Annotated in this window: 19 protein-coding genes; 14 read left to right on the forward strand and 5 right to left on the reverse strand. The window is 51.7% G+C overall.

All coding sequences use genetic code 11. From position 1 onward, the window contains the following. Window positions 1-389: 389 nt before the first annotated feature. Complete coding sequence (locus BZG25_RS13665; RefSeq protein WP_077639277.1) at window positions 390-722, forward strand: SMR family transporter; 333 nt, start codon at window positions 390-392, stop codon at window positions 720-722. A 79-nt stretch (window positions 723-801) separates the two neighbouring features. Here the strand turns inward: BZG25_RS13665 and groL are convergent, their stop codons facing one another. After that, window positions 802-2,451 (reverse strand): chaperonin GroEL, encoded by a 1,650-nt coding sequence (gene groL, locus BZG25_RS13670; RefSeq protein WP_077639278.1) that lies wholly within the window; start codon window positions 2,449-2,451, stop codon window positions 802-804. Window positions 2,452-2,494: 43 nt separating this feature from the next. Continuing rightward, window positions 2,495-2,785, reverse strand: a complete 291-nt coding sequence (locus tag BZG25_RS13675; RefSeq protein ID WP_046074554.1) for a co-chaperone GroES — start codon at window positions 2,783-2,785, stop codon at window positions 2,495-2,497. Between the two features lie 218 nt (window positions 2,786-3,003). Between BZG25_RS13675 and BZG25_RS13680 the strand changes: the two genes are divergently transcribed. Continuing rightward, a complete protein-coding gene (locus tag BZG25_RS13680; RefSeq protein WP_077639279.1) occupies window positions 3,004-4,353 on the forward strand; it encodes an MATE family efflux transporter in 1,350 nt (449 codons plus the stop codon). On the opposite strand, the gene BZG25_RS13685 is transcribed toward BZG25_RS13680, so the two are convergent. Beyond that, a complete protein-coding gene (locus tag BZG25_RS13685; RefSeq protein ID WP_338013103.1) occupies window positions 4,323-4,811 on the reverse strand; it encodes a MarR family transcriptional regulator in 489 nt (162 codons plus the stop codon). The two genes, BZG25_RS13680 and BZG25_RS13685, sit on opposite strands and share 31 nt — an antisense overlap. A gap of 232 nt (window positions 4,812-5,043) precedes the next feature. Between BZG25_RS13685 and BZG25_RS13690 the strand changes: the two genes are divergently transcribed. The 4 genes from BZG25_RS13690 to BZG25_RS13705 are packed head-to-tail and all read left to right on the forward strand — an operon-like array spanning window position 5,044 to window position 9,833. After that, complete coding sequence (locus BZG25_RS13690; protein WP_077639281.1) at window positions 5,044-6,183, forward strand: homogentisate 1,2-dioxygenase; 1,140 nt, start codon at window positions 5,044-5,046, stop codon at window positions 6,181-6,183. A 14-nt stretch (window positions 6,184-6,197) separates the two neighbouring features. After that, on the forward strand, window positions 6,198-7,184 hold the full coding sequence (locus tag BZG25_RS13695) for a fumarylacetoacetate hydrolase family protein (protein WP_077639282.1): 987 nt from the start codon (window positions 6,198-6,200) through the stop codon (window positions 7,182-7,184). A gap of 60 nt (window positions 7,185-7,244) precedes the next feature. After that, window positions 7,245-7,865, forward strand: a complete 621-nt coding sequence (gene maiA, locus BZG25_RS13700) for a maleylacetoacetate isomerase (RefSeq protein ID WP_077639283.1) — start codon at window positions 7,245-7,247, stop codon at window positions 7,863-7,865. A 9-nt stretch (window positions 7,866-7,874) separates the two neighbouring features. Further along, complete coding sequence (locus BZG25_RS13705) at window positions 7,875-9,833, forward strand: acetoacetate--CoA ligase (RefSeq protein WP_077639284.1); 1,959 nt, start codon at window positions 7,875-7,877, stop codon at window positions 9,831-9,833. A 69-nt stretch (window positions 9,834-9,902) separates the two neighbouring features. On the opposite strand, the gene BZG25_RS13710 is transcribed toward BZG25_RS13705, so the two are convergent. Continuing rightward, window positions 9,903-10,421, reverse strand: coding sequence for an FxsA family protein (locus tag BZG25_RS13710; protein WP_046074547.1), 519 nt, complete (start codon window positions 10,419-10,421; stop codon window positions 9,903-9,905). Window positions 10,422-10,715: 294 nt separating this feature from the next. Here BZG25_RS13710 and aspA point away from each other — a divergent pair, with 294 nt between their 5' ends. Next, window positions 10,716-12,179: an aspartate ammonia-lyase gene (aspA, locus tag BZG25_RS13715; protein WP_046074546.1), complete on the forward strand. Its 1,464-nt coding sequence runs from the start codon at window positions 10,716-10,718 to the stop codon at window positions 12,177-12,179. A gap of 101 nt (window positions 12,180-12,280) precedes the next feature. Here aspA and BZG25_RS13720 read toward each other — a convergent pair whose 3' ends face one another. Further along, window positions 12,281-13,591 carry an anaerobic C4-dicarboxylate transporter family protein gene (locus BZG25_RS13720; protein WP_046074545.1) on the reverse strand — a complete coding sequence of 437 codons (1,311 nt, stop codon included), beginning with the start codon at window positions 13,589-13,591 and terminating at the stop codon, window positions 12,281-12,283. A 357-nt stretch (window positions 13,592-13,948) separates the two neighbouring features. On the opposite strand from BZG25_RS13720, the gene BZG25_RS13725 reads away from it, so the two are divergent. From BZG25_RS13725 to BZG25_RS13755, 7 genes are all read left to right on the forward strand, one after another. After that, window positions 13,949-14,218, forward strand: coding sequence for a type B 50S ribosomal protein L31 (locus BZG25_RS13725; RefSeq protein ID WP_046074544.1), 270 nt, complete (start codon window positions 13,949-13,951; stop codon window positions 14,216-14,218). After that, complete coding sequence (gene ykgO, locus BZG25_RS13730) at window positions 14,215-14,358, forward strand: type B 50S ribosomal protein L36 (protein WP_077639285.1); 144 nt, start codon at window positions 14,215-14,217, stop codon at window positions 14,356-14,358. The genes BZG25_RS13725 and ykgO overlap by 4 nt, the downstream gene beginning before the upstream one ends. Window positions 14,359-14,491: 133 nt before the next feature. Beyond that, window positions 14,492-15,001: a thioredoxin fold domain-containing protein gene (locus BZG25_RS13735; RefSeq protein WP_077639286.1), complete on the forward strand. Its 510-nt coding sequence runs from the start codon at window positions 14,492-14,494 to the stop codon at window positions 14,999-15,001. A gap of 87 nt (window positions 15,002-15,088) precedes the next feature. Continuing rightward, complete coding sequence (locus BZG25_RS13740) at window positions 15,089-15,721, forward strand: response regulator transcription factor (protein ID WP_046074542.1); 633 nt, start codon at window positions 15,089-15,091, stop codon at window positions 15,719-15,721. A 36-nt stretch (window positions 15,722-15,757) separates the two neighbouring features. Further along, window positions 15,758-16,390 carry a MarC family protein gene (locus tag BZG25_RS13745; RefSeq protein WP_077639287.1) on the forward strand — a complete coding sequence of 211 codons (633 nt, stop codon included), beginning with the start codon at window positions 15,758-15,760 and terminating at the stop codon, window positions 16,388-16,390. 179 nt (window positions 16,391-16,569) lie between these two features. Beyond that, window positions 16,570-16,836 (forward strand): DUF4212 domain-containing protein, encoded by a 267-nt coding sequence (locus BZG25_RS13750; protein ID WP_077639288.1) that lies wholly within the window; start codon window positions 16,570-16,572, stop codon window positions 16,834-16,836. Between the two features lie 12 nt (window positions 16,837-16,848). Continuing rightward, window positions 16,849-18,576, forward strand: a complete 1,728-nt coding sequence (locus BZG25_RS13755) for a sodium:solute symporter family protein (RefSeq protein ID WP_077639289.1) — start codon at window positions 16,849-16,851, stop codon at window positions 18,574-18,576. The last annotated feature ends 2 nt before the right edge of the window (window positions 18,577-18,578 follow it).

Consider the following 18,578-nt stretch of genomic DNA (forward strand, 5'->3'; position numbering starts at 1 on the left):
TCGTTTGGTCACTCAGTTCATCGAATAAATCTTTTTGTCTATTCTCAACGAGTGCCCACACAGATTGCATAGGTCAAATTGTTAAAGAGCGTGTTGACTTTGTGGTCGGCATTTCGTGACTTGCGTCTCGTTGCCCCGTCAACAGGAAGCGCAGTATAGAGATCTCAGTTTTTACCGCAACCCCTTTTTTTAAAAAAAATCTCACCTGAACGAAATTCGTACAAAACACGTTTTTTTGTCTATTTTACCCCCTATATTTTGCCGCCAGTGTTCACCTTGGCTTACATGCCCGATCGTATCTTTCACTCCTCTCTACTCAAAATGAGGCATACATCATAAAAATTGGCTGGTAGCATGGCTCACCTGTTTCTCACTTGGGAGTCATCGATATGAAGCATTGGCTTTTTCTAGGGTTTGCTATTGTGGCAGAGGTGATTGCAACCGCATCACTCAAAAACAGTGACGGCTTTTCTAAGCTCGTTCCTTCGATATTAGTGGTGGTGGGATACAGTTTCTCTTTTTATCTACTCGCCCTCACTTTGCGCGCAATTCCCGTAGGCATCGCCTATGCCATATGGGCCGGCGCGGGCGTGACATTGATTGCTTTGATTGGCTGGCTGGTCTTTGGCCAAAAGCTGGATACGCCGGCGGTGATCGGAATGGCATTGATTGTCTCTGGTGTGGCCGTGATGAACATATTCTCATCCATCTCAGCACACTGACGATTAAAAATAGATTCAGACAGCACACAACGAAAAAACCCAGCCGAAGCTGGGTTTTTCATTTCTGAGGGAAAGGCGATTACATCATGCCGCCCATTCCGCCCATGCCACCCATACCAGCAGCCGCGCCCATATCAGCACCGCCGTCTTTTTGTGGCAGATCGGTAACCATGGCTTCAGTCGTGATCATCAGACCCGCAACAGAGGCAGCGAACTGTAGCGCACTACGTGTCACCTTGGTTGGGTCAAGGATGCCCATCTCAATCATGTCACCGTATTCGCCGGTTGATGCATTGTAGCCAAAGTGGTTGTCGCCAGATTTCACTTTGTTAGCAACCACTGAGTCTTCATCACCCGCGTTAGTCGCGATTTGACGAAGTGGTGATTCCATGGCGCGCAGCGCAACACGGATACCGACGTTTTGCTCTTCGTTGTCACCTTTCAGATCACCGACTTTGCTTGCAGCACGGATAAGCGCAACGCCACCACCGGCAACCACGCCTTCTTCAACCGCCGCACGTGTTGCGTGCAGAGCATCTTCAACACGGTCTTTCTTCTCTTTCATTTCGACTTCAGTCGCTGCACCGACTTTGATCACCGCAACACCGCCAGCCAGTTTGGCGACGCGCTCTTGCAGTTTCTCTTTGTCGTAATCAGACGTCGCTTCTTCGATTTGCTGACGAATCTGCGCAACACGCCCTTCAATCGCAGCTTCCTCACCAACACCGTCAACGATGGTGGTGTTGTCTTTAGTAACAGTGACACGTTTGGCTTGACCCAAATCTTCCAGCGTCACTTTCTCTAGGTCCATGCCGATTTCTTCAGAAACCACAGTACCTGCTGTCAAGGTTGCGATATCTTGTAGCATCGCTTTACGACGGTCACCGAACCCAGGTGCTTTTACAGCCGCAACTTTAACGATGCCACGCATGTTGTTGACCACCAAGGTTGCCAGAGCTTCACCTTCAAGGTCTTCTGCAATGATAAGCAGTGGACGAGACGCTTTAGAAACCGCTTCAAGGGTTGGTAGCAGCTCGCGGATGTTCGAGACTTTTTTGTCGATCAGCAGGATAAATGGGTTATCCAGCTCAACGTTACCGGCTTCTTGGTTATTGATGAAGTAAGGAGACAGGTAACCACGGTCGAACTGCATGCCTTCTACGACGCTCAGTTCGTCTTGCAGTGATTGGCCTTCTTCAACGGTAATCACGCCATCACGACCTACTTTTTCCATCGCTTGAGCGATGATCTTACCAACGGTGTGGTCAGAGTTGGCAGAAATCGTGCCCACTTGCTCGATGGCATTGTTGCTGGTGCAAGGCGCTGATAGGTTTTTCAGCTCTTCAACCGCCGCAACAACTGCTTTGTCGATACCACGCTTAAGATCCATTGGGTTCATGCCCGCTGCAACCGCTTTCAAGCCTTCATTGACGATAGATTGCGCCAATACAGTTGCAGTTGTCGTACCGTCACCCGCCGCATCGTTTGACTGCGACGCCACCTCTTTCACCATTTGTGCGCCCATGTTCTGGAACTTGTCTTCCAGTTCAATTTCACGGGCAACAGAGACACCATCTTTGGTGATGGTTGGGGCACCGAATGATTTGTCTAGTACTACGTTACGGCCTTTAGGGCCCAGTGTGACTTTTACGGCATCAGCCAGAACATTCACACCTTCGAGCATTTTCGCACGCGCGTCGTCACTAAATTTAACGTCTTTAGCAGCCATGATTCTATTCCTTTCTTAATTTATTGATTGGAGGTGAAATGAATTATTCAACGATTGCCATGATGTCGCTTTCAGACAAGATCAGAACTTCTTGACCCTCGATTTTTTCCGTCTTGGTGCCAAAGCCTTCAGAGAAGATAACAGTGTCACCCACTTGAACGTCCAATGGCTGCACGTTGCCGTTTTCAAGAATACGGCCTTTACCTACCGCCAGCACTTTGCCGCGGGTAGACTTTTCTGCAGCAGAACCAGTTAACACGATGCCGCCTGCTGATTTAGACTCAGCTTCTTGGCGCTCAACGATAACGCGATCATGTAGTGGACGAATGTTCATCGGTCGTCTCCTGAATTAGTAATGATGTTCCGTTTGATGAAGTAAGTATGCACACAGGCCGTACATGCGTCCGGTTCCTGATGTAATTCCCTATGTGGGGACGCCCTTTTTCTTTCCCAAGGGTTTTACAGCAATTTTTTTGTTTTTTTAGACTGGCAACTTTCTCCAATTGTGAGGATCCGCTAGGGTAAGCCGTCCCAACCCAGTGATAAGCGATTATGAACGACAAACACGGGCTGCTATCCGCCCCGATCAACCTCACATTGCGTAAGATGACCGTACCCATGGTATTTGGGCTGTTCGCGATCATCATGTTCAATGTGGTGGATACCTTCTTTATTTCACTGCTTGGCACGGAAGCACTCGCTGCGGTGAGCTTCACCTTTCCCATCACCTTTGCGGTCAACTCCATCACGCTCGGATTAGGCGTGGGTATTGCTGCCTTGGTCGCGCGATTACTCGGCCAGGGCGATCATCAAGATGCCGCGCGGGTGTCGAGTCACGGTTTGATCTTGGCGGTATTCATGGTAATGGCCGTCGGCTGGTTAGGGGCCGCTACCATCAATCCGGTGTTCTCCGCACTCGGGGCAAGCGACAACTTATTGCCGTTAATCCACGATTACATGCAGGTCTGGTATCTCACTATTCCATTGCTCGTGGTACCCATGGCAGGAAACGCCGCCATCCGCGCCACGGGCGATACCAAAACCCCAGCAAAAATCATGATGGTCTCCGGCCTGATTAATGGAGCGCTCGACCCCTTACTGATATTTGGCTTGGGACCGTTTCCCGAACTGGGTGTTCAAGGGGCGGCCATCGCCAGCGCCGTCAGTTGGGCCGGTGCATTGATAGCCGCACTGAGTATACTTATCCGCCGTGAGCGACTGCTGATGGCGCCGCAATGGAACAAGCTAGCGACTGACGTGCGTCAGATCCTCAAAATTGGCATGCCAGCTGGAATGACCAATGCCTTAAACCCAGCCGCAGGCGCCATTTTAATGATGATGCTCGCCTCACAGGGAACAGAAAGCGTTGCCGCCTATGGCGCCGCTCAACGCATTGAAGCCATTTTATTAATTGTGATGATGGCGATGACGTCATCGCTCACGCCCTTAATGTCGCAAAACTTTGGTGCGCAATACCATCAACGGGCCTTTCAGGCGCTGTTTAGCGCGATGCGCTTTGCCATCTTGTTCCAGTTTGCCTTGTACTTGTCGCTGTGGCCTTTTATCGATCTGATTGCGAATTTGTTCAGTGACGATGTGCGGGTGCAACAAGAAATTGCCCACTATTTGATGGTGGTTCCGGCCAGTTACGGCTTACAAGGCACCTTGATGTTATTGGTCGGCGGCCTGAATGCGATGAAGCGTTCGCTGCATTCGTTCGCCTGCAACCTCGTCCGTTTGTTTGTCTTCTTAGTACCTTGTGCGTGGCTGGGCGGCATGGTCAACGGCACCCATGGCTTGTTTGCGGGCATCGCGATTGCCAACCTGCTGGCGGGTATTATGGCGTACCTCTATGCTGTGGTGTTGCGCCGTCAAACACTCGCGGCGTCATTGCCCGTCTGAGCCAACTCATGAACGCGGTGCTGCAGAGCGTCTAACGCCTGATAAAGCGCTTGATACTGCGCGGCACTGAGTCCCTCGAGCATGGCTTTTTCCCACTCCAGTACTTTGGGAACAATGGTCTGATAATGGGTGCGTCCTTTGTCGGTCAAATGGACTAACGCGGCGCGCTGATCACCTTGGCACGCGCGTCGCTCTACCAGCTGGTGCTGCTCTAAACGGGTAAGCAAGCGCGACACTTTTACTTTATCCAGCCGCGTTTCTGCGGCTAAATCTTTCGCCATCACGCCATCCCGTGCCCCCAAAGAGGCCAGCACGCGCCATTCTGGACGCGATAATCCAAACTCTGCTTCATAACGTGCCGCAAGACTATCTGCCACCAACTCCGCCGTGTGAACCAGCTTATAAGGCAAAAAGCTATCGAGCGTTAAATGAGGAAGGGTCATATCAATTAGTTTCAAGTGAAAACATATAACCTACTTTACGAGAGGCTTCGATAAGATGCAAAGGTAGTGCTTTGTTTACACTTAAGGTTTTTAAGCGGCAAAAATACTGAACACACAAGGTAAAATATTTGTTAACAGTGCGTTGCTTTTTCTCGTCTCTGATCGCTAGTATAAACGGATAGATTGTTTCTTTTGAAACTATTTGGCGGTCCCAGTGAGCTCGGCCGCCCAGCACAAGGAGCGAGTTATGCGAAAGTGGTTTTCATTCCCCATTCGTGAAGGAGATGCCTCTCGTCAAGCCCACTGCGACTTTCCCGAGGGAACCTACGAGCGCGAGTGTGGCAAAGAAGGCTTTTTTGGCCCGGCCAGTCATATGTATCACCGCCACCCCCCGACGGGCTGGAGCGAGTGGGAAGGGCCATTGCGACCGCATGCTTTTGACACCAACCGAGTTGAAACCCAAGGCACGTCGCCAATGGATGCACCGGTGCTGTTATCCAATGCCAACGTTCAGGTTCGCTTATGGCGCACCGATACCGCCATGTCTTATCTAGTGCGCAACAGCGATGGTGACGATTGCTTGTTTGTCCATCAGGGTGAAGGCTCGCTGTATTGCGATTATGGCCACTTGCGCTACACCAAAGGCGATTATTTGATCATTCCTCGCGCCACCAGCTGGCGGCTGGTGCCGGATGACGCCACCACTTTGCTGATGATTGAAGCGACTCATGGCTCCTACATGAGCGCCGAACGAGGCATTGTCGGCGAACATGCGGTGTTTGACCCCGCGGTGTTAGAACATGCGCGCATTGACGATAGCTTTAAAGCCCAGCAATCCGACAGCGAAAGCTGGCAGGTGATGATCAAATCGCGCCAGCAGCTTAACCGTGTCACTTATCCTTATAACCCACTCGATGCGGTGGGCTGGAAGGGCAACCTCACCGTATTCCGACTCAACTGGCGAGATATCCGCCCGTTGATGAGCCATCGTTATCACTTACCGCCATCCGCGCACACCACCTTTGTCGCGCAAGGTTTTGTGATTTGCACCTTTGTCCCCCGCCCAATCGAGTCGGATCCTGGCGCACTGAAGGTGCCTTTCTACCACAATAACGATGACTATGATGAAGTGCTTTTCTATCACCAAGGTGACTTTTTCAGCCGCGATAACATTGATGCCGGCATGGTGACCCTACACCCTTGTGGCTTCCCACATGGCCCTCACCCAAAAGCGTTCGCCGCGGGCAAAAAACATCAGAAAAAAGAGACCGATGAAGTGGCGGTGATGATCGATACCCGCATGCCTCTTGATATGGGCGACGCGGCGAAAGCCACCGAACTGACCGATTATGTTTACTCTTGGCGCACGCCAAGTGACGCAGAATAGCGAAGGAGAAAGCAATGAAACTGGCTTCACTCAAACACGGACGTGATGGCAAATTGATTTTGGTCTCTCGTGACCTTACTCGCGCCGTCTACGCCGACGATATTGCACCCACACTACAAGCGGCACTCGATCATTGGGCGACACTGGCGCCCAAACTGACTCAGCGCTACGACGCGCTCAATGACAACCAAGTCAGTGAGTCCTTTGCCTTTGACCCCAGCGTCTGCGACTCACCACTGCCCCGCGCCTATCAGTGGGCGGATGGTAGCGCCTACGTTAACCACGTTGAACTGGTGCGCAAAGCACGCGGCGCACAAATGCCTGAGAGTTTTTGGACCGATCCACTGATGTATCAAGGCATGTCTGATGGCTTTCTCGGCCCACGTGAGGAGATTGAATTGGTCGATGATGCGTGGGGCTGTGACTTTGAAGCCGAGCTTGCCGTCGTCACCGATGATGTGCCCATGCACCTTAGTGCTGACAAAGCGGGCCAACACATTAAACTGCTGATGCTGGTCAACGACGTTTCACTGCGCAACCTGATCCCCGGCGAGCTTGCCAAAGGGTTCGGCTTTTTCCAATCTAAGCCGGCTTCTGCATTTTCACCAGTGGCGGTTACCCCAGATGAGCTGGGCGATCACTGGCGCGATCATAAAGTCCACCTACCGATGCATGTCACCCTCAACGGCGAATGGTTCGGTTCGCCCGACGCGGGTGTGGATATGACCTTTGATTTTGCCGAGCTGGTCGCGCATGTGGCGAAAAGCCGCCATGTCAGTGCTGGGACCATTATTGGCTCCGGCACCGTGTCCAACACCGATCGCAGTAAAGGCTCTTGCTGCTTAGCCGAAAAGCGCATGCTGGAAATTATCGACCAAGGCGAGGCCAAAACCCCGTTTATGACCTTTGGCGATAGCGTCACCATCGATATGCGCGACAGCCAAGATGCGTCTATTTTCGGTGCCATTGAGCAAACCGTAACCCGTTACATCGCCGAGTAACTTTGATGCGCGCCTAGAGTCTCTGGGCGCGCTTGACGTTGACGCCGTCTAGGAGCTTGTATGCTGCTTTATGATTACAGTAAGTCGACCGCGGCCTACCGCGTCCGCATCGCCCTTGGCCTTAAAGGCCTCGCCTACCAACGAGAAACCGTGTCTTTGCTGGATAAACACCAGCAAAGCGACGCCTATCGTTCGCTCAACCCCGCCGGTTTAGTGCCTACCTTGGTCGATGGCGATGTCACCTTGAGCCAATCACTGGCTATTATCGAATACCTCGATGAGCGCTATCCGCAGGTCAAACTGCTCCCCAGTGATCCAGTGCAAAAAGCCCAGTGCCGCTCACTGGCGCTCGACATTGCCTGTGATGTGCATCCACTCAATAACTTGCGGGTTCTGCAATACTTAACCGGCCCCTTTGGCCACAGTGATGACGACAAAATCACTTGGTATCACCATTGGCTAAAACAAGGGTTCGATGGTTTGGAAGCCAAATTACAAGGATTAGACAGCTCCTTTATTGGCGGCGAAGCGCCCAATTTGGCCGATATTTGTTTGGTCGCGCAGCTGTTTAATGCACGCCGATTTGCGTTTGATTTAACGGCCTACCCAACCCTGACGCGCATTGAATCACAATGCCAAGCGCTGGATGCATTTATACAGGCACACCCTGATAAGAGCTAAGGAGAGGACATGAAAGACGGATTGTTGTGGGCGCCGGATAAGGAACGTCAAACCCACACCTTACTCGCCGCGTTTATCCGTGCCGTGAATCAAGATCACGACACCCAGCTGAGTGGCTATGACGATCTTTATGCATGGTCAGTACGCCAAAGCGGCGATTTTTGGCAACAGTTATGGCAATTTGCTGGCGTGATCGGCGATCCGGGCGAGAGAGTGTGCGATATCGACCCCGAGCACCCTAATCGGGATAGCCAGTGGTTTCCCACCGCACGTCTGAACTATGCCGAAAACCTGCTCAAGCACGCAGAGCAATATGCCGACCAACCGGCGATGATTTTTAGCGGTGAGCATGAGGTAGCACGCACCCTCACTTGGCGTGAGCTCGTCGATCAGGTGGCGGCCATCCGTCACTACCTAGATACGCAAGGCGTTCAACCAGGCGATGTGGTTGCCGGCTATTTACCCAACCTACCGGAAACCGTGATTGCGATGCTTGCCACCGCGGCACTAGGCGCGATTTGGACCTTAACTTCACCGGACTTTGGCGTCGACAGTGTGTTAGACCGTTTTGGCCAAACCGAGCCCAAAGTGCTGTTTACCACCGATCACTACCACTACAACGGCAAAACTTATGACTGCCTGAATAAAGCGCAGCAGGTGGTGGGTAACGTACCGGCCATTGAGCGCCTAGTGGTGATCCCTTTTGATGGTGATCGACCTTCTTTACCTGCTGGCGTGGATAACTGGCAAGACTTATTAGCCAAGGACGCGCCGCCGCTTCGCTTTACCCGCGTGGCGTTCAATGCCCCACTCTTTGTGCTGTACTCTTCCGGCACCACGGGTAAGCCCAAGTGCATTATTCATTCGGTGGGGGGGATATTGCTCAATCATTTGAAAGAGCATCAGCTCCATTCGGATGTGCGCCCCGGCGATCGCTTTTTCTATTTCACCACCTGCGGCTGGATGATGTGGAATTGGCAAGTCAGCGCTTTAGCAAGTGGCGCGACCTTGGTGCTTTATGATGGCTCGCCGTTTTATCCGGATGCGGGAGTACTTTGGCGACTGGCCGAGCGGCACCAGCTCACCCTTTTTGGCACGGCGGCGAAATACTTAGAGGCATTGGAAAAACAAGGGGTGGCGCCAAAAGATGATTACTCGCTGGCGTCGTTACGTGTCCTGTGTTCGACCGGCTCGGTACTTGCGCCCGAGCAGTTTGATTATGTCTATCAAAAGATAAAGTCCGATCTGCAGTTAAGCTCGATTGCGGGCGGCACCGACATTTGTGGCTGTTTTGTTCTTGGCAGCCCACTGTCACCGGTTTATCGCGGCGAAAGCCAAAAGCGAGGCTTGGCGCTCGATGTACAAGTGTTTAACGCCCAAGGGCAAGCGGTTGAAGAGCAGAAAGGGGAGCTGGTGTGTTGTAATAGCTTCCCCAACCAGCCGGTTGGCTTTTGGCACGATACCGATGGTAGTCGCTATCACAACGCCTATTGGAACAAGATTGATGATATCTGGTTTCATGGTGACTATGTGCGCCTGACCGCACAAGGTGGCATGGTGTTTTATGGTCGGTCTGATGCGGTATTAAACCCAGGCGGGGTGCGAATTGGTACGGCGGAAATCTATCGCCATGTGAATCAGCTTAGCGAGATCATGGATTCGGTAGTCATTGGTCAGCAATGGCAAAATGATGTCCGCGTGGTGCTATTCGTCAAACTCGCCGCCGGCGTGACATTGGATGAGTCGCTCAAGCAAGCCATCAAAAAAACCATCCGCACCCAGTGCACACCGCGTCACGTTCCCGCCGTGATTGCCGAGGTGAGCGATATTCCACGCACCAAGTCAGGGAAACTGGCCGAGTTGGCGGTGCGCGATGTGGTCCATGGCCAAGACGTGGCGCAGTTAAGTGCGCTGGATAACCCAGCATCACTCGACCAATACCGTCAGCGCCCCGAGCTCACCGAGTAAGCGGACGCCATGATCGAAAAAGGCCGCATCCTCATGCGGCCTTTCGACTGGGTTTAACCCCAACATGACTTAGCGTAGGCGATGGTCATCATCGTCGCCATCTTTGCGCTCATATTCCCCTTCAAAGGTATTGCCATCCTCGCCACGGCCTCCGCGACGGAACGGGTCCTCCCCAAAAGGACCTTGCGTATTGCCCCCTTGATGAAAGTTACCTTGGCTAAAGCTCGCTTGAGACACAGTGACGCGCTTCATCACTTGTTTGGCGAGCGCGGCTCGCGGCCCAGGCAAAAGCACCAACATCCCCATCGCATCGGTCATGAAACCTGGCGTTAACAGCAGCACACCGGCGACGGCCAGCATCACGCCTTCAAGGATTTGCTGGGCGGGTAACTCACCGCGGTTGAGCCTATCTTGCACCGAAGCCAGAGTCATCAGTCCTTGACTCCGTACCAAAGAGGCGCCGACGAATGCGGTGATCAAAACCAGCGCCAGTGTTGGCCACAATCCCAACCAACCACCAACCTGAATGAACAGGCCGATTTCAATCACTGGGACCAGAATAAATAGCAGCAATAAGATTGGAAACACGATTCACCTCGCGCTGGAAATGGACTGTTCATCCTAACATCAAAATCCGCCAAAAGCCGAACAACGAAACCGAATTTAGCCCTTGAATCAAAGTGCAAGAAAGCGCATTTTGTCTGTGCGCCATGCTACAGCTGTGACCGGGGTCAGCCCTTTTCACCGCATTATATGCTGTAATGGCGGCTGAAAGGATGTAACAGATAATACATCCAGCCAAAATCTCTGAGGAATGGATTCTACAGCAAAATTTGTGGCGACGTTTTAATCATTATAATAACTTGATGTTAAGGCCAACGCATGTCTCAGACGATTATAACACCCAATGAAACCTCAACCCTAACCACAGCAACCCGTTTAGAAGAAGATTTACTCGGCCAACGCGCAGTACCTGCCGATGCCTACTACGGCATCCATACGCTGCGGGCGATCGAAAACTTTACTATTTCCGGCACCCGGATTTCTGATATCCCCGATTTCGTACGCGGCATGGTTTACACCAAAAAAGCCGCCGCGATGGCAAACCAAGAGCTCGGCGTGATCCCCGCAGATGTCGGCGATTACATCATCAAAGCCTGCGACCAAATCCTACAAACAGGCAAATGCATGGATCAATTCCCCTCGGACGTCTTTCAAGGCGGCGCAGGGACGTCAGTCAACATGAATGCCAATGAGGTGATTGCCAACCTTGCGCTTGAGCTGATGGGGCACGAAAAAGGTGACTATGATGTGATTAATCCCAACGATCACGTCAATAAGAGCCAATCGACCAATTGTGCCTACCCCACCGGTTTTCGTATTGCCGTTTACAACAGCATTCTAAAATTAATGGATGCGATTGATTATCTGCAAAAAGAATTCGACGCCAAGGCCGAAGCCTATGCACACGTGATCAAAATGGGCCGCACCCAGCTGCAGGATGCGGTGCCGATGACGGTCGGGCAAGAGTTCAAAGCCTTCTCAGTGCTACTGCGCGAGGAGATTAAAAACATCAAATACACCGCAGCGTTACTGTTAGAGGTAAACCTCGGCGCGACCGCGATTGGTACTAAGTTGAATGCCGCCGAAGGCTATCAACAACTGGCGGTAAAACGCCTGGCTGAAATCACGGGCTTACCCTGTATCCCGGCCGAAGATTTGATTGAAGCCACGTCAGACTGTGGGTCCTATGTGATGGTGCATGGTGCGCTAAAACGCCTGGCAGTGAAACTATCGAAGATTTGTAACGACCTCCGTCTACTTTCCTCGGGCCCACGTGCGGGGCTCAATGAAATTAACCTACCCGAAATGCAGGCCGGTTCATCCATCATGCCCGCTAAGGTTAACCCGGTGATCCCAGAAGTGGTTAACCAGGTTTGCTACCGGGTAATGGGGAATGACACCACCATCACCTTTGCCGCCGAAGCCGGTCAGCTCCAGCTTAACGTGATGGAGCCCGTCATTGGGCAGGCGCTGTTTGAGTCTATCTCGATTTTAGCCAATGGTTGCCGCAATCTCGGTGAAAAATGTGTGAGCGGGATTACCGTTAACCAAGCGGTGTGCGAGCACTATGTGCATAACTCGATTGGCATCATCACTTATCTTAACCCCTTTATCGGCCACCACGAGGGCGATATTGTCGGTAAGATTTGTGCTGAAACAGGTAAGAGCGTTAAAGAAGTGGTGCTCGAACGCGGTTTAATGACCGAGGGGGAGCTGGACGAGATCTTCTCGGTTGAAAACCTGATGCATCCTAAGTATCGCGGTAAACGTTTTAACGCGTAGTGGGTCAGTCATCGTAGTGGGTCACTCACAACAGACACCGACGACCGATAGAGACAACAAAGGGCGCTGAAAGCGCCCTTCTTTTATACCGTAAACCGCCGTTACAGCACCTGCGTAATCAGCAAACCACAAGCGATACTGAACACCATACTCAGCAAGCCTGGTGCCATAAAGCTGTGATTAAAAATGTACTTACCTATCCGCGTGGTGCCGGTTCGGTCAAAGTCGATGGATGCAATGATAGGCCCGTAGTTAGGAATAAAGAAGTAGCCATTCACCGCTACAAAGGTCGCAATAATCATCGAAGGCGGCAGCCCCAAGGTAATCGCCACCGGCACCAATACCGCTGTCGTCGCACCTTGACTGTTCACCATCACTGACAAGGCGAACAGCGCAAACGCAAATGTCCATGGCGCCATTTCTACCAAGCCAGACACCGCCTCTTTCACCATCTCACCATGGCCACCAATCAAGGTATCACCTAGCCACGCAATACCAAAGATAGCGACAATGGCACGCATCCCCGCATGGAATACCGAACCTTGGCTAATCGCATTGCCATCTGGCTTACAGGTCAAAATGATCAGTGCACCGACTGACAACATCACGATTTCAATGGTATGCGCCATTCCCATTGGCTCGCCATCAAAGGCCGGTCGCAGGGTTGGGAATGCCCCCATGACGACGACCGCTAAAGCACCAAATAAGAACAAGCCAACCGATTTCTTCGCTGCTGGCGTGACTTCGATATCTTCCACCGCCAAATCCGCTTCCATTTCTCGACGAAAGTCGGGATCTTGTAAACGGCGTTGATATTCAGGATCGTCTTTAAGCTCTTTACCCAGCTTATTAACAATCACACACGCCAAAGCAAGACCAATAAAGGTGCTAGGAATGGTGACCGACAGCACATCGGTAAGGGTAATGCCTTGCGGCTCTAAAAAGGCCACACAGGCAACCACCGCTGCCGCGATGGGGCTGGCTACAATCGCAAATTGCGAGGCAATGACCGCCATACCCAAAGGGCGAGCCGGACGAATGCCGCTTTTACGACTGACTTCAGCGATAACAGGTAAGACCGAATAGGCAACGTGTCCGGTTCCCGCCATCATGGTGAAGACATAAGTCACTAAAGGGGCAACAAAGGTAATGTGACGTGGGTTTTTACGTAATATATTGGTGGCAATTTTAATTAAAAAATCCAAGCCACCTGCAGCTTGCATGGTTGCTGCAGCGGCGACCACCGCCATGATCATCAGCAACACGTCGATAGGTGGATGCGTGGGTTGCAAACCGAAACCAAAACTGAGTACCGCGAGCCCGACCCCGCCCATCACACCTAAACCAATGCCGCCGATACGGGCACCGATTAAGATGCAGCTGAGTACCACTAATAACTCAACCAAGAACATAACTTTCTCCTACTTTGGATAGACGTCCCCACACGCCCGTTCACATGCATTCATTGTCTTATGGCACGCACATGGCGTATTGGGGCGTAGATACGATATGACGATTCCTCCGTCTGCTTACCACCACCGATAAGCACCATCCTTGGTGGGAGATGTGAGCAACCGCGCTCAGCACCATGGCCAAATCCTAACCAGGTACAGTCACGCGCATGTTGATTCAGGTAAGAAAAAGTAACACTTTTCGCGAACTGACAACAAAAAGTTCAGAAATTGAGATCTTTCACCTAGACACTGATGGACTTTTCATCCTCCTTAGTAAGTGTTATGTTATATCATAACAAACAATAGGGAGTCGTTATGAAAGCCAATATCCACCCCGAATATCGTTCTGTCGTTTTTCATGACACCAGCGTTGACGCCTATTTTATTGTCGGCTCAACCTTGCAAACATCACGTACCATCGAGTGGCAAGATGGCAAAACCTATCCTTACTACCCGCTAGATATCTCAAGCGCATCACACCCGGTGTATACCGGAAAGCAACGAGCGACGAACAAAGAAGGCCGTGTTGCCCACTTTGCGCGTAAGTTTGGCCAAGTCGGTCGCCGCAAAAAGGAACAGGCATGAAAGTCGTCAATTCACTAAAAAGTGCCCGTCAACGCCATCCTGACTGTCAAGTCGTTCGGCGTCGCGGGCGCATGTTCGTCATTTGCAAAACCAATCCACGTTTTAAGGCGGTGCAAGGCCGCGCAAAAAAACGCGTCTAAGCGTCGGCGACGCACTGCCACTGATGTGGCAGTGCCTCACGATGTGAGCACATCTTGAGGTCATCATTTCCTTTTTCGAGGCGAGTCATGGTATGTGTGTATACTCATCCTATCTGCCGCAAAAGGAAAAAGTATGAAACCGGGTCGTCGCTTCACGCTGGCTGCTGGATTATTGATTGCTGCACTGGGTGCCAGTGCGCTGTATATTGCGCTAACCCACCAAGAGACAGTGCCACCGACACCCTCTGCTACCGCACCGCCATTTATCACCGTCAACTCGCAAGAAGCACTTGATGCAGAGCTCGCCAGCGCCGCGGCTAATCAACAAGTCGCCTTGGTTGATTACTACGCCGATTGGTGCATTCCGTGTAAACAATTCGCCCAAAAAACCTTCACGGATCCGGCTGTGGCTCAGCAGCTCAACCGTATGCACCGCATTAAAGTGGATCTGAGTGAAAATCGTCCTGATGATTTTGCGTTAATGCGCACCCAAGACGTGGCCGGGCTACCCACACTCGACTTTTGGTTACCCAATGGAGAGCGTCATGCGACAGCTCGCATTACCGGCTTTTTAACACCTCAAGCTTTCATGACTCACCTACGCCAGCATGGATTGAAACATGAAGTAAAAAGCGAGCAATGATCAATCTCTTAGTTCTCTTGTTACAAAATTGATAAACCCCATATCTGGTGGTAGCTTTATTGAAAACAAAGGGAAGATAGCCGCATTATGGAAGCGCAACACACCATCGTTATCGCTGATGATCATCCACTGTTTCGGAACGCCCTCTTTCAATCCGTGCATATGGCGATAAGCGGAGCCAACCTGCTAGAGGCAGACAGCTTAGACAGTTTAAATCAGATCTTAGCGCGAGATGCTGAGGTCGACTTGGTGCTGCTCGACCTAAAAATGCCTGGCGCGAATGGCATGTCAGGGCTGATTGCGCTGCGTCACCAATATCCCACCCTACCGATTGTGGTGATCTCTGCCAGTGAAGAGCCGAGTGTGATCCGTCAGGTACGCGCTCATGGTGCCTTTGGCTTTATTCCCAAATCCAGCGATATGCGTGCGTTGGTACAGTCGTTAACCCAAGTGCTCGACGGCACGCCTTGCTTTCCGGATAATCTCGGCGAAGACGATGAGAGCGAAAGCTTATCTGACAAACTCGCCACACTGACCCCACAGCAGTACAAAGTATTGCGAATGCTTTGCGATGGCTTGCTGAATAAGCAGATCGCTTATGACTTAGCGGTATCCGAAGCGACCATTAAAGCCCACATGACGGCTATATTTCGCAAATTGGGCGTGAAAAACCGCACTCAGGCGGTGATTTTATTGCAGCAATCTAATATCGAACTTTGATACGCTAGCGCTCTAGACACCGACTTTGGAGCGCCTATGTTAAGTATTCTTGCTACGCAATTCGTGATTTTATGGGCCGTGATCGACCCTGTCGGTAGCGTGCCCATCTATCTGTCGCAAACCAGCCACATGTCCGCCAAACAAAAGCGCCGCGTCGCGGTGAAAGCCGTGGCAATTGCCTTTGCCATTTTGCTGTTCTTTTTAATTGTCGGTCAGATTTTGCTTGAAGCCATGCAAATCCCGTTACCCGCATTCCAAGCGGCCGGTGGCTTGGTGTTGCTATTGTTTTCCCTCACCATGATTTTCGGTGAAGGAAAACCCGGCCAAGAAGCTAAAATGCTGAGTGAAGACGTTGATAAAGCAGAAATTGCCGCCACCGCGGTTTATCCACTCGCCGTCCCTTCCATTGCCTCCCCCGGTGCCATGATGGCGGTAGTCATGCTCACAGATAACAATCGGTATGCCATTGCGGAACAAACGGTGACCGCTGGGGTGATGTTTGTTGTTTTGGTCGCGACCTTGGTCTTACTCCTCGGCGCCAATGTGATTCACAAAGTGATTGGGAATGTGGGGGCGTCGATTATCAGCCGCGTCATGGGGCTGATCCTTGCCTCGGTCGCCGTTGCGAATTTACTCGAAGGCATCCAAAAGTTTTATCACCTCAGTTAGACCTTTGGCGAAAGACTTGGCTGGCTCAACCCGAGTCAGCCGTACCTAGCTCACAAAACCCTGCTTTTTCCGCTCATTATCGCTGACTGCGCTCGACTAAAGTTGCAATGTCGCTTCGTCCATCCCCTGCTATCGTCTTCAAGTAACATTCCATTAACGTGCTAAACAAGGAGAAGGCGATGGCGTTTCAAAGCAAGGAACACGCGAAAGCCTACTGGGAAAGAAACGTCAAACTGATGATCAGTCTGCTGATTGTCTGGTTTGTTGTCTCATTCGGCTGTGGGATCTTATTCGTGGATGCCCTCAATACTATTCAAATTGGTGGCTACAAACTTGGGTTCTGGTTTGCTCAGCAGGGATCGATTTATACCTTCCTCGGCATCATATTTGTGTATGCCAAACAAATGCGCAAACTCGATCGCGAGTTCGGCGTGGACGACGAGTAAGAGGACTAACACATGGATTTAAGAACCATTACTTATATTGTTGTCGGGTTCACGTTCGCCCTCTATATTGGGATTGCGATCTGGGCACGCGCAGGCTCCACCAAAGAGTTCTATGTCGCCGGTGGCGGGGTGAACCCAGTGGCGAACGGGATGGCGACCGCTGCCGACTGGATGTCAGCTGCCTCGTTCATTTCCATGGCCGGCTTAATCGCGTTTATGGGCTATGGGGGCTCGGTCTTTTTGATGGGCTGGACGGGCGGCTTCGTCCTCCTCGCACTGTTGCTCGCCCCTTACCTACGTAAGTTTGGCAAGTTTACCGTGCCAGAGTTTGTCGGTGAGCGCTTCTATTCAAAAACCGCGCGCATTGTTGCCGTCGTTTGTTTGATCATCGCCTCCGTCACCTATGTTATCGGCCAGATGAAAGGGGTGGGCGTCGCCTTTGGCCGCTTCTTAGAAGTCGACTATTCCACCGGGCTATTAATCGGTATGGTCATTGTCTTTATGTATTCCGTGATGGGCGGGATGAAAGGCATTACCTACACCCAAATTGCTCAGTATTGCGTGCTCATTTTAGCTTACACTATTCCCGCAATCTTCATCTCCCTCAAACTGACGGGTAACCCATTCCCACAGCTTGGTTTAGGTAGCACTATGGCGGGGACGGATCAGTACTTGCTCGACCGACTCGATCAGGTGGTGACCGAACTCGGCTTTGTCGAATACACCACCGCCGTGCGGGGTAGTACTCTCAACATGTTTGCCTACACCATGTCACTGATGATAGGTACGGCCGGTTTACCCCACGTTATTATTCGCTTTTTCACCGTCCCTAAGGTGCGTGATGCACGGACATCTGCCGGTTGGGCACTGTTCTTTATCGCGATTTTGTATACCTCAGCACCGGCGGTTGCGGCAATGGCGCGCTTGAACTTAATGGACACGGTGAATCTACCGAACGGTGACAACCTCGCCTATGACCAGCGTCCAGACTGGTTTAAGAACTGGGAAACCACCGGGCTGCTAGGCTTTGAAGACAAAAACGGTGATCAGAAAATTCAATACACCTCGAATTCAGAAACCAATGAGCTACGTGTTGACCGCGACATCATGGTGCTGGCCAACCCAGAGATTGCCAAGCTACCTAACTGGGTGATTGCCCTGGTCGCCGCCGGTGGCTTAGCCGCGGCACTGTCGACTGCCGCCGGGTTGTTGCTTGCGATATCGTCAGCCATATCCCACGACTTAATTAAAGGGGTCGTCAATCCGAATATCAGCGAAAAAGGCGAGCTGCTGGCAAGCCGGATATCTATGGCATTAGCCATCGCTGGGGCCGGCTACTTAGGGCTCAACCCACCAGGCTTTGCGGCCGGGACGGTGGCACTGGCGTTCGGCTTAGCCGCGTCATCGATTTTCCCGGTACTCATGATGGGGATCTTTACCAAGACCATTAACAAAGAAGGGGCGGTTGCCGGTATGGTCGCGGGGATCAGCGTCACCCTGTTCTACGTATTCCAACACAAGGGGATTTTGTTTATCTCTGACTGGACATACTTAGAAAGCCTCGGTAGCAACTGGATACTGGGTATCGAGCCAAATGCCTTTGGCGCAGTAGGGGCCGTGTGCAACTTTGCCGTGGCGATCATTGTCTCGCGCATGACGAAAGAAACACCGCAAGAGGTGCAAGATTTGGTCGAGCATGTTCGTATGCCGTCTGGAGCCGGTGATGCGCAATCACACTAATC

Origin of the sequence: Salinivibrio sp. ML198, assembly GCF_001996015.1 — a bacterium.
GTDB lineage: Bacteria > Pseudomonadota > Gammaproteobacteria > Enterobacterales > Vibrionaceae > Salinivibrio > Salinivibrio siamensis.

Excerpts from the sequence above, each read along its gene's own strand:
- BZG25_RS13695 (WP_077639282.1), top strand. The coding sequence starts at position 6,198 with ATGAAACTGGCTTCACTCAAACACGGACGTGATGGCAAATTGATTTTG.
- groL (WP_077639278.1), bottom strand. The coding sequence starts at position 2,451 with ATGGCTGCTAAAGACGTTAAATTTAGTGACGACGCGCGTGCGAAAATG.
- BZG25_RS13690 (WP_077639281.1), top strand. The coding sequence starts at position 5,044 with ATGCGAAAGTGGTTTTCATTCCCCATTCGTGAAGGAGATGCCTCTCGT.
- BZG25_RS13735 (WP_077639286.1), top strand. The coding sequence starts at position 14,492 with ATGAAACCGGGTCGTCGCTTCACGCTGGCTGCTGGATTATTGATTGCT.
- BZG25_RS13750 (WP_077639288.1), top strand. The coding sequence starts at position 16,570 with ATGGCGTTTCAAAGCAAGGAACACGCGAAAGCCTACTGGGAAAGAAAC.
- BZG25_RS13740 (WP_046074542.1), top strand. The coding sequence starts at position 15,089 with ATGGAAGCGCAACACACCATCGTTATCGCTGATGATCATCCACTGTTT.
- BZG25_RS13745 (WP_077639287.1), top strand. The coding sequence starts at position 15,758 with ATGTTAAGTATTCTTGCTACGCAATTCGTGATTTTATGGGCCGTGATC.
- aspA (WP_046074546.1), top strand. The coding sequence starts at position 10,716 with ATGTCTCAGACGATTATAACACCCAATGAAACCTCAACCCTAACCACA.
- BZG25_RS13665 (WP_077639277.1), top strand. The coding sequence starts at position 390 with ATGAAGCATTGGCTTTTTCTAGGGTTTGCTATTGTGGCAGAGGTGATT.
- BZG25_RS13725 (WP_046074544.1), top strand. The coding sequence starts at position 13,949 with ATGAAAGCCAATATCCACCCCGAATATCGTTCTGTCGTTTTTCATGAC.
- BZG25_RS13755 (WP_077639289.1), top strand. The coding sequence starts at position 16,849 with ATGGATTTAAGAACCATTACTTATATTGTTGTCGGGTTCACGTTCGCC.
- BZG25_RS13705 (WP_077639284.1), top strand. The coding sequence starts at position 7,875 with ATGAAAGACGGATTGTTGTGGGCGCCGGATAAGGAACGTCAAACCCAC.
- BZG25_RS13675 (WP_046074554.1), bottom strand. The coding sequence starts at position 2,785 with ATGAACATTCGTCCACTACATGATCGCGTTATCGTTGAGCGCCAAGAA.
- ykgO (WP_077639285.1), top strand. The coding sequence starts at position 14,215 with ATGAAAGTCGTCAATTCACTAAAAAGTGCCCGTCAACGCCATCCTGAC.
- maiA (WP_077639283.1), top strand. The coding sequence starts at position 7,245 with ATGCTGCTTTATGATTACAGTAAGTCGACCGCGGCCTACCGCGTCCGC.
- BZG25_RS13720 (WP_046074545.1), bottom strand. The coding sequence starts at position 13,591 with ATGTTCTTGGTTGAGTTATTAGTGGTACTCAGCTGCATCTTAATCGGT.
- BZG25_RS13680 (WP_077639279.1), top strand. The coding sequence starts at position 3,004 with ATGAACGACAAACACGGGCTGCTATCCGCCCCGATCAACCTCACATTG.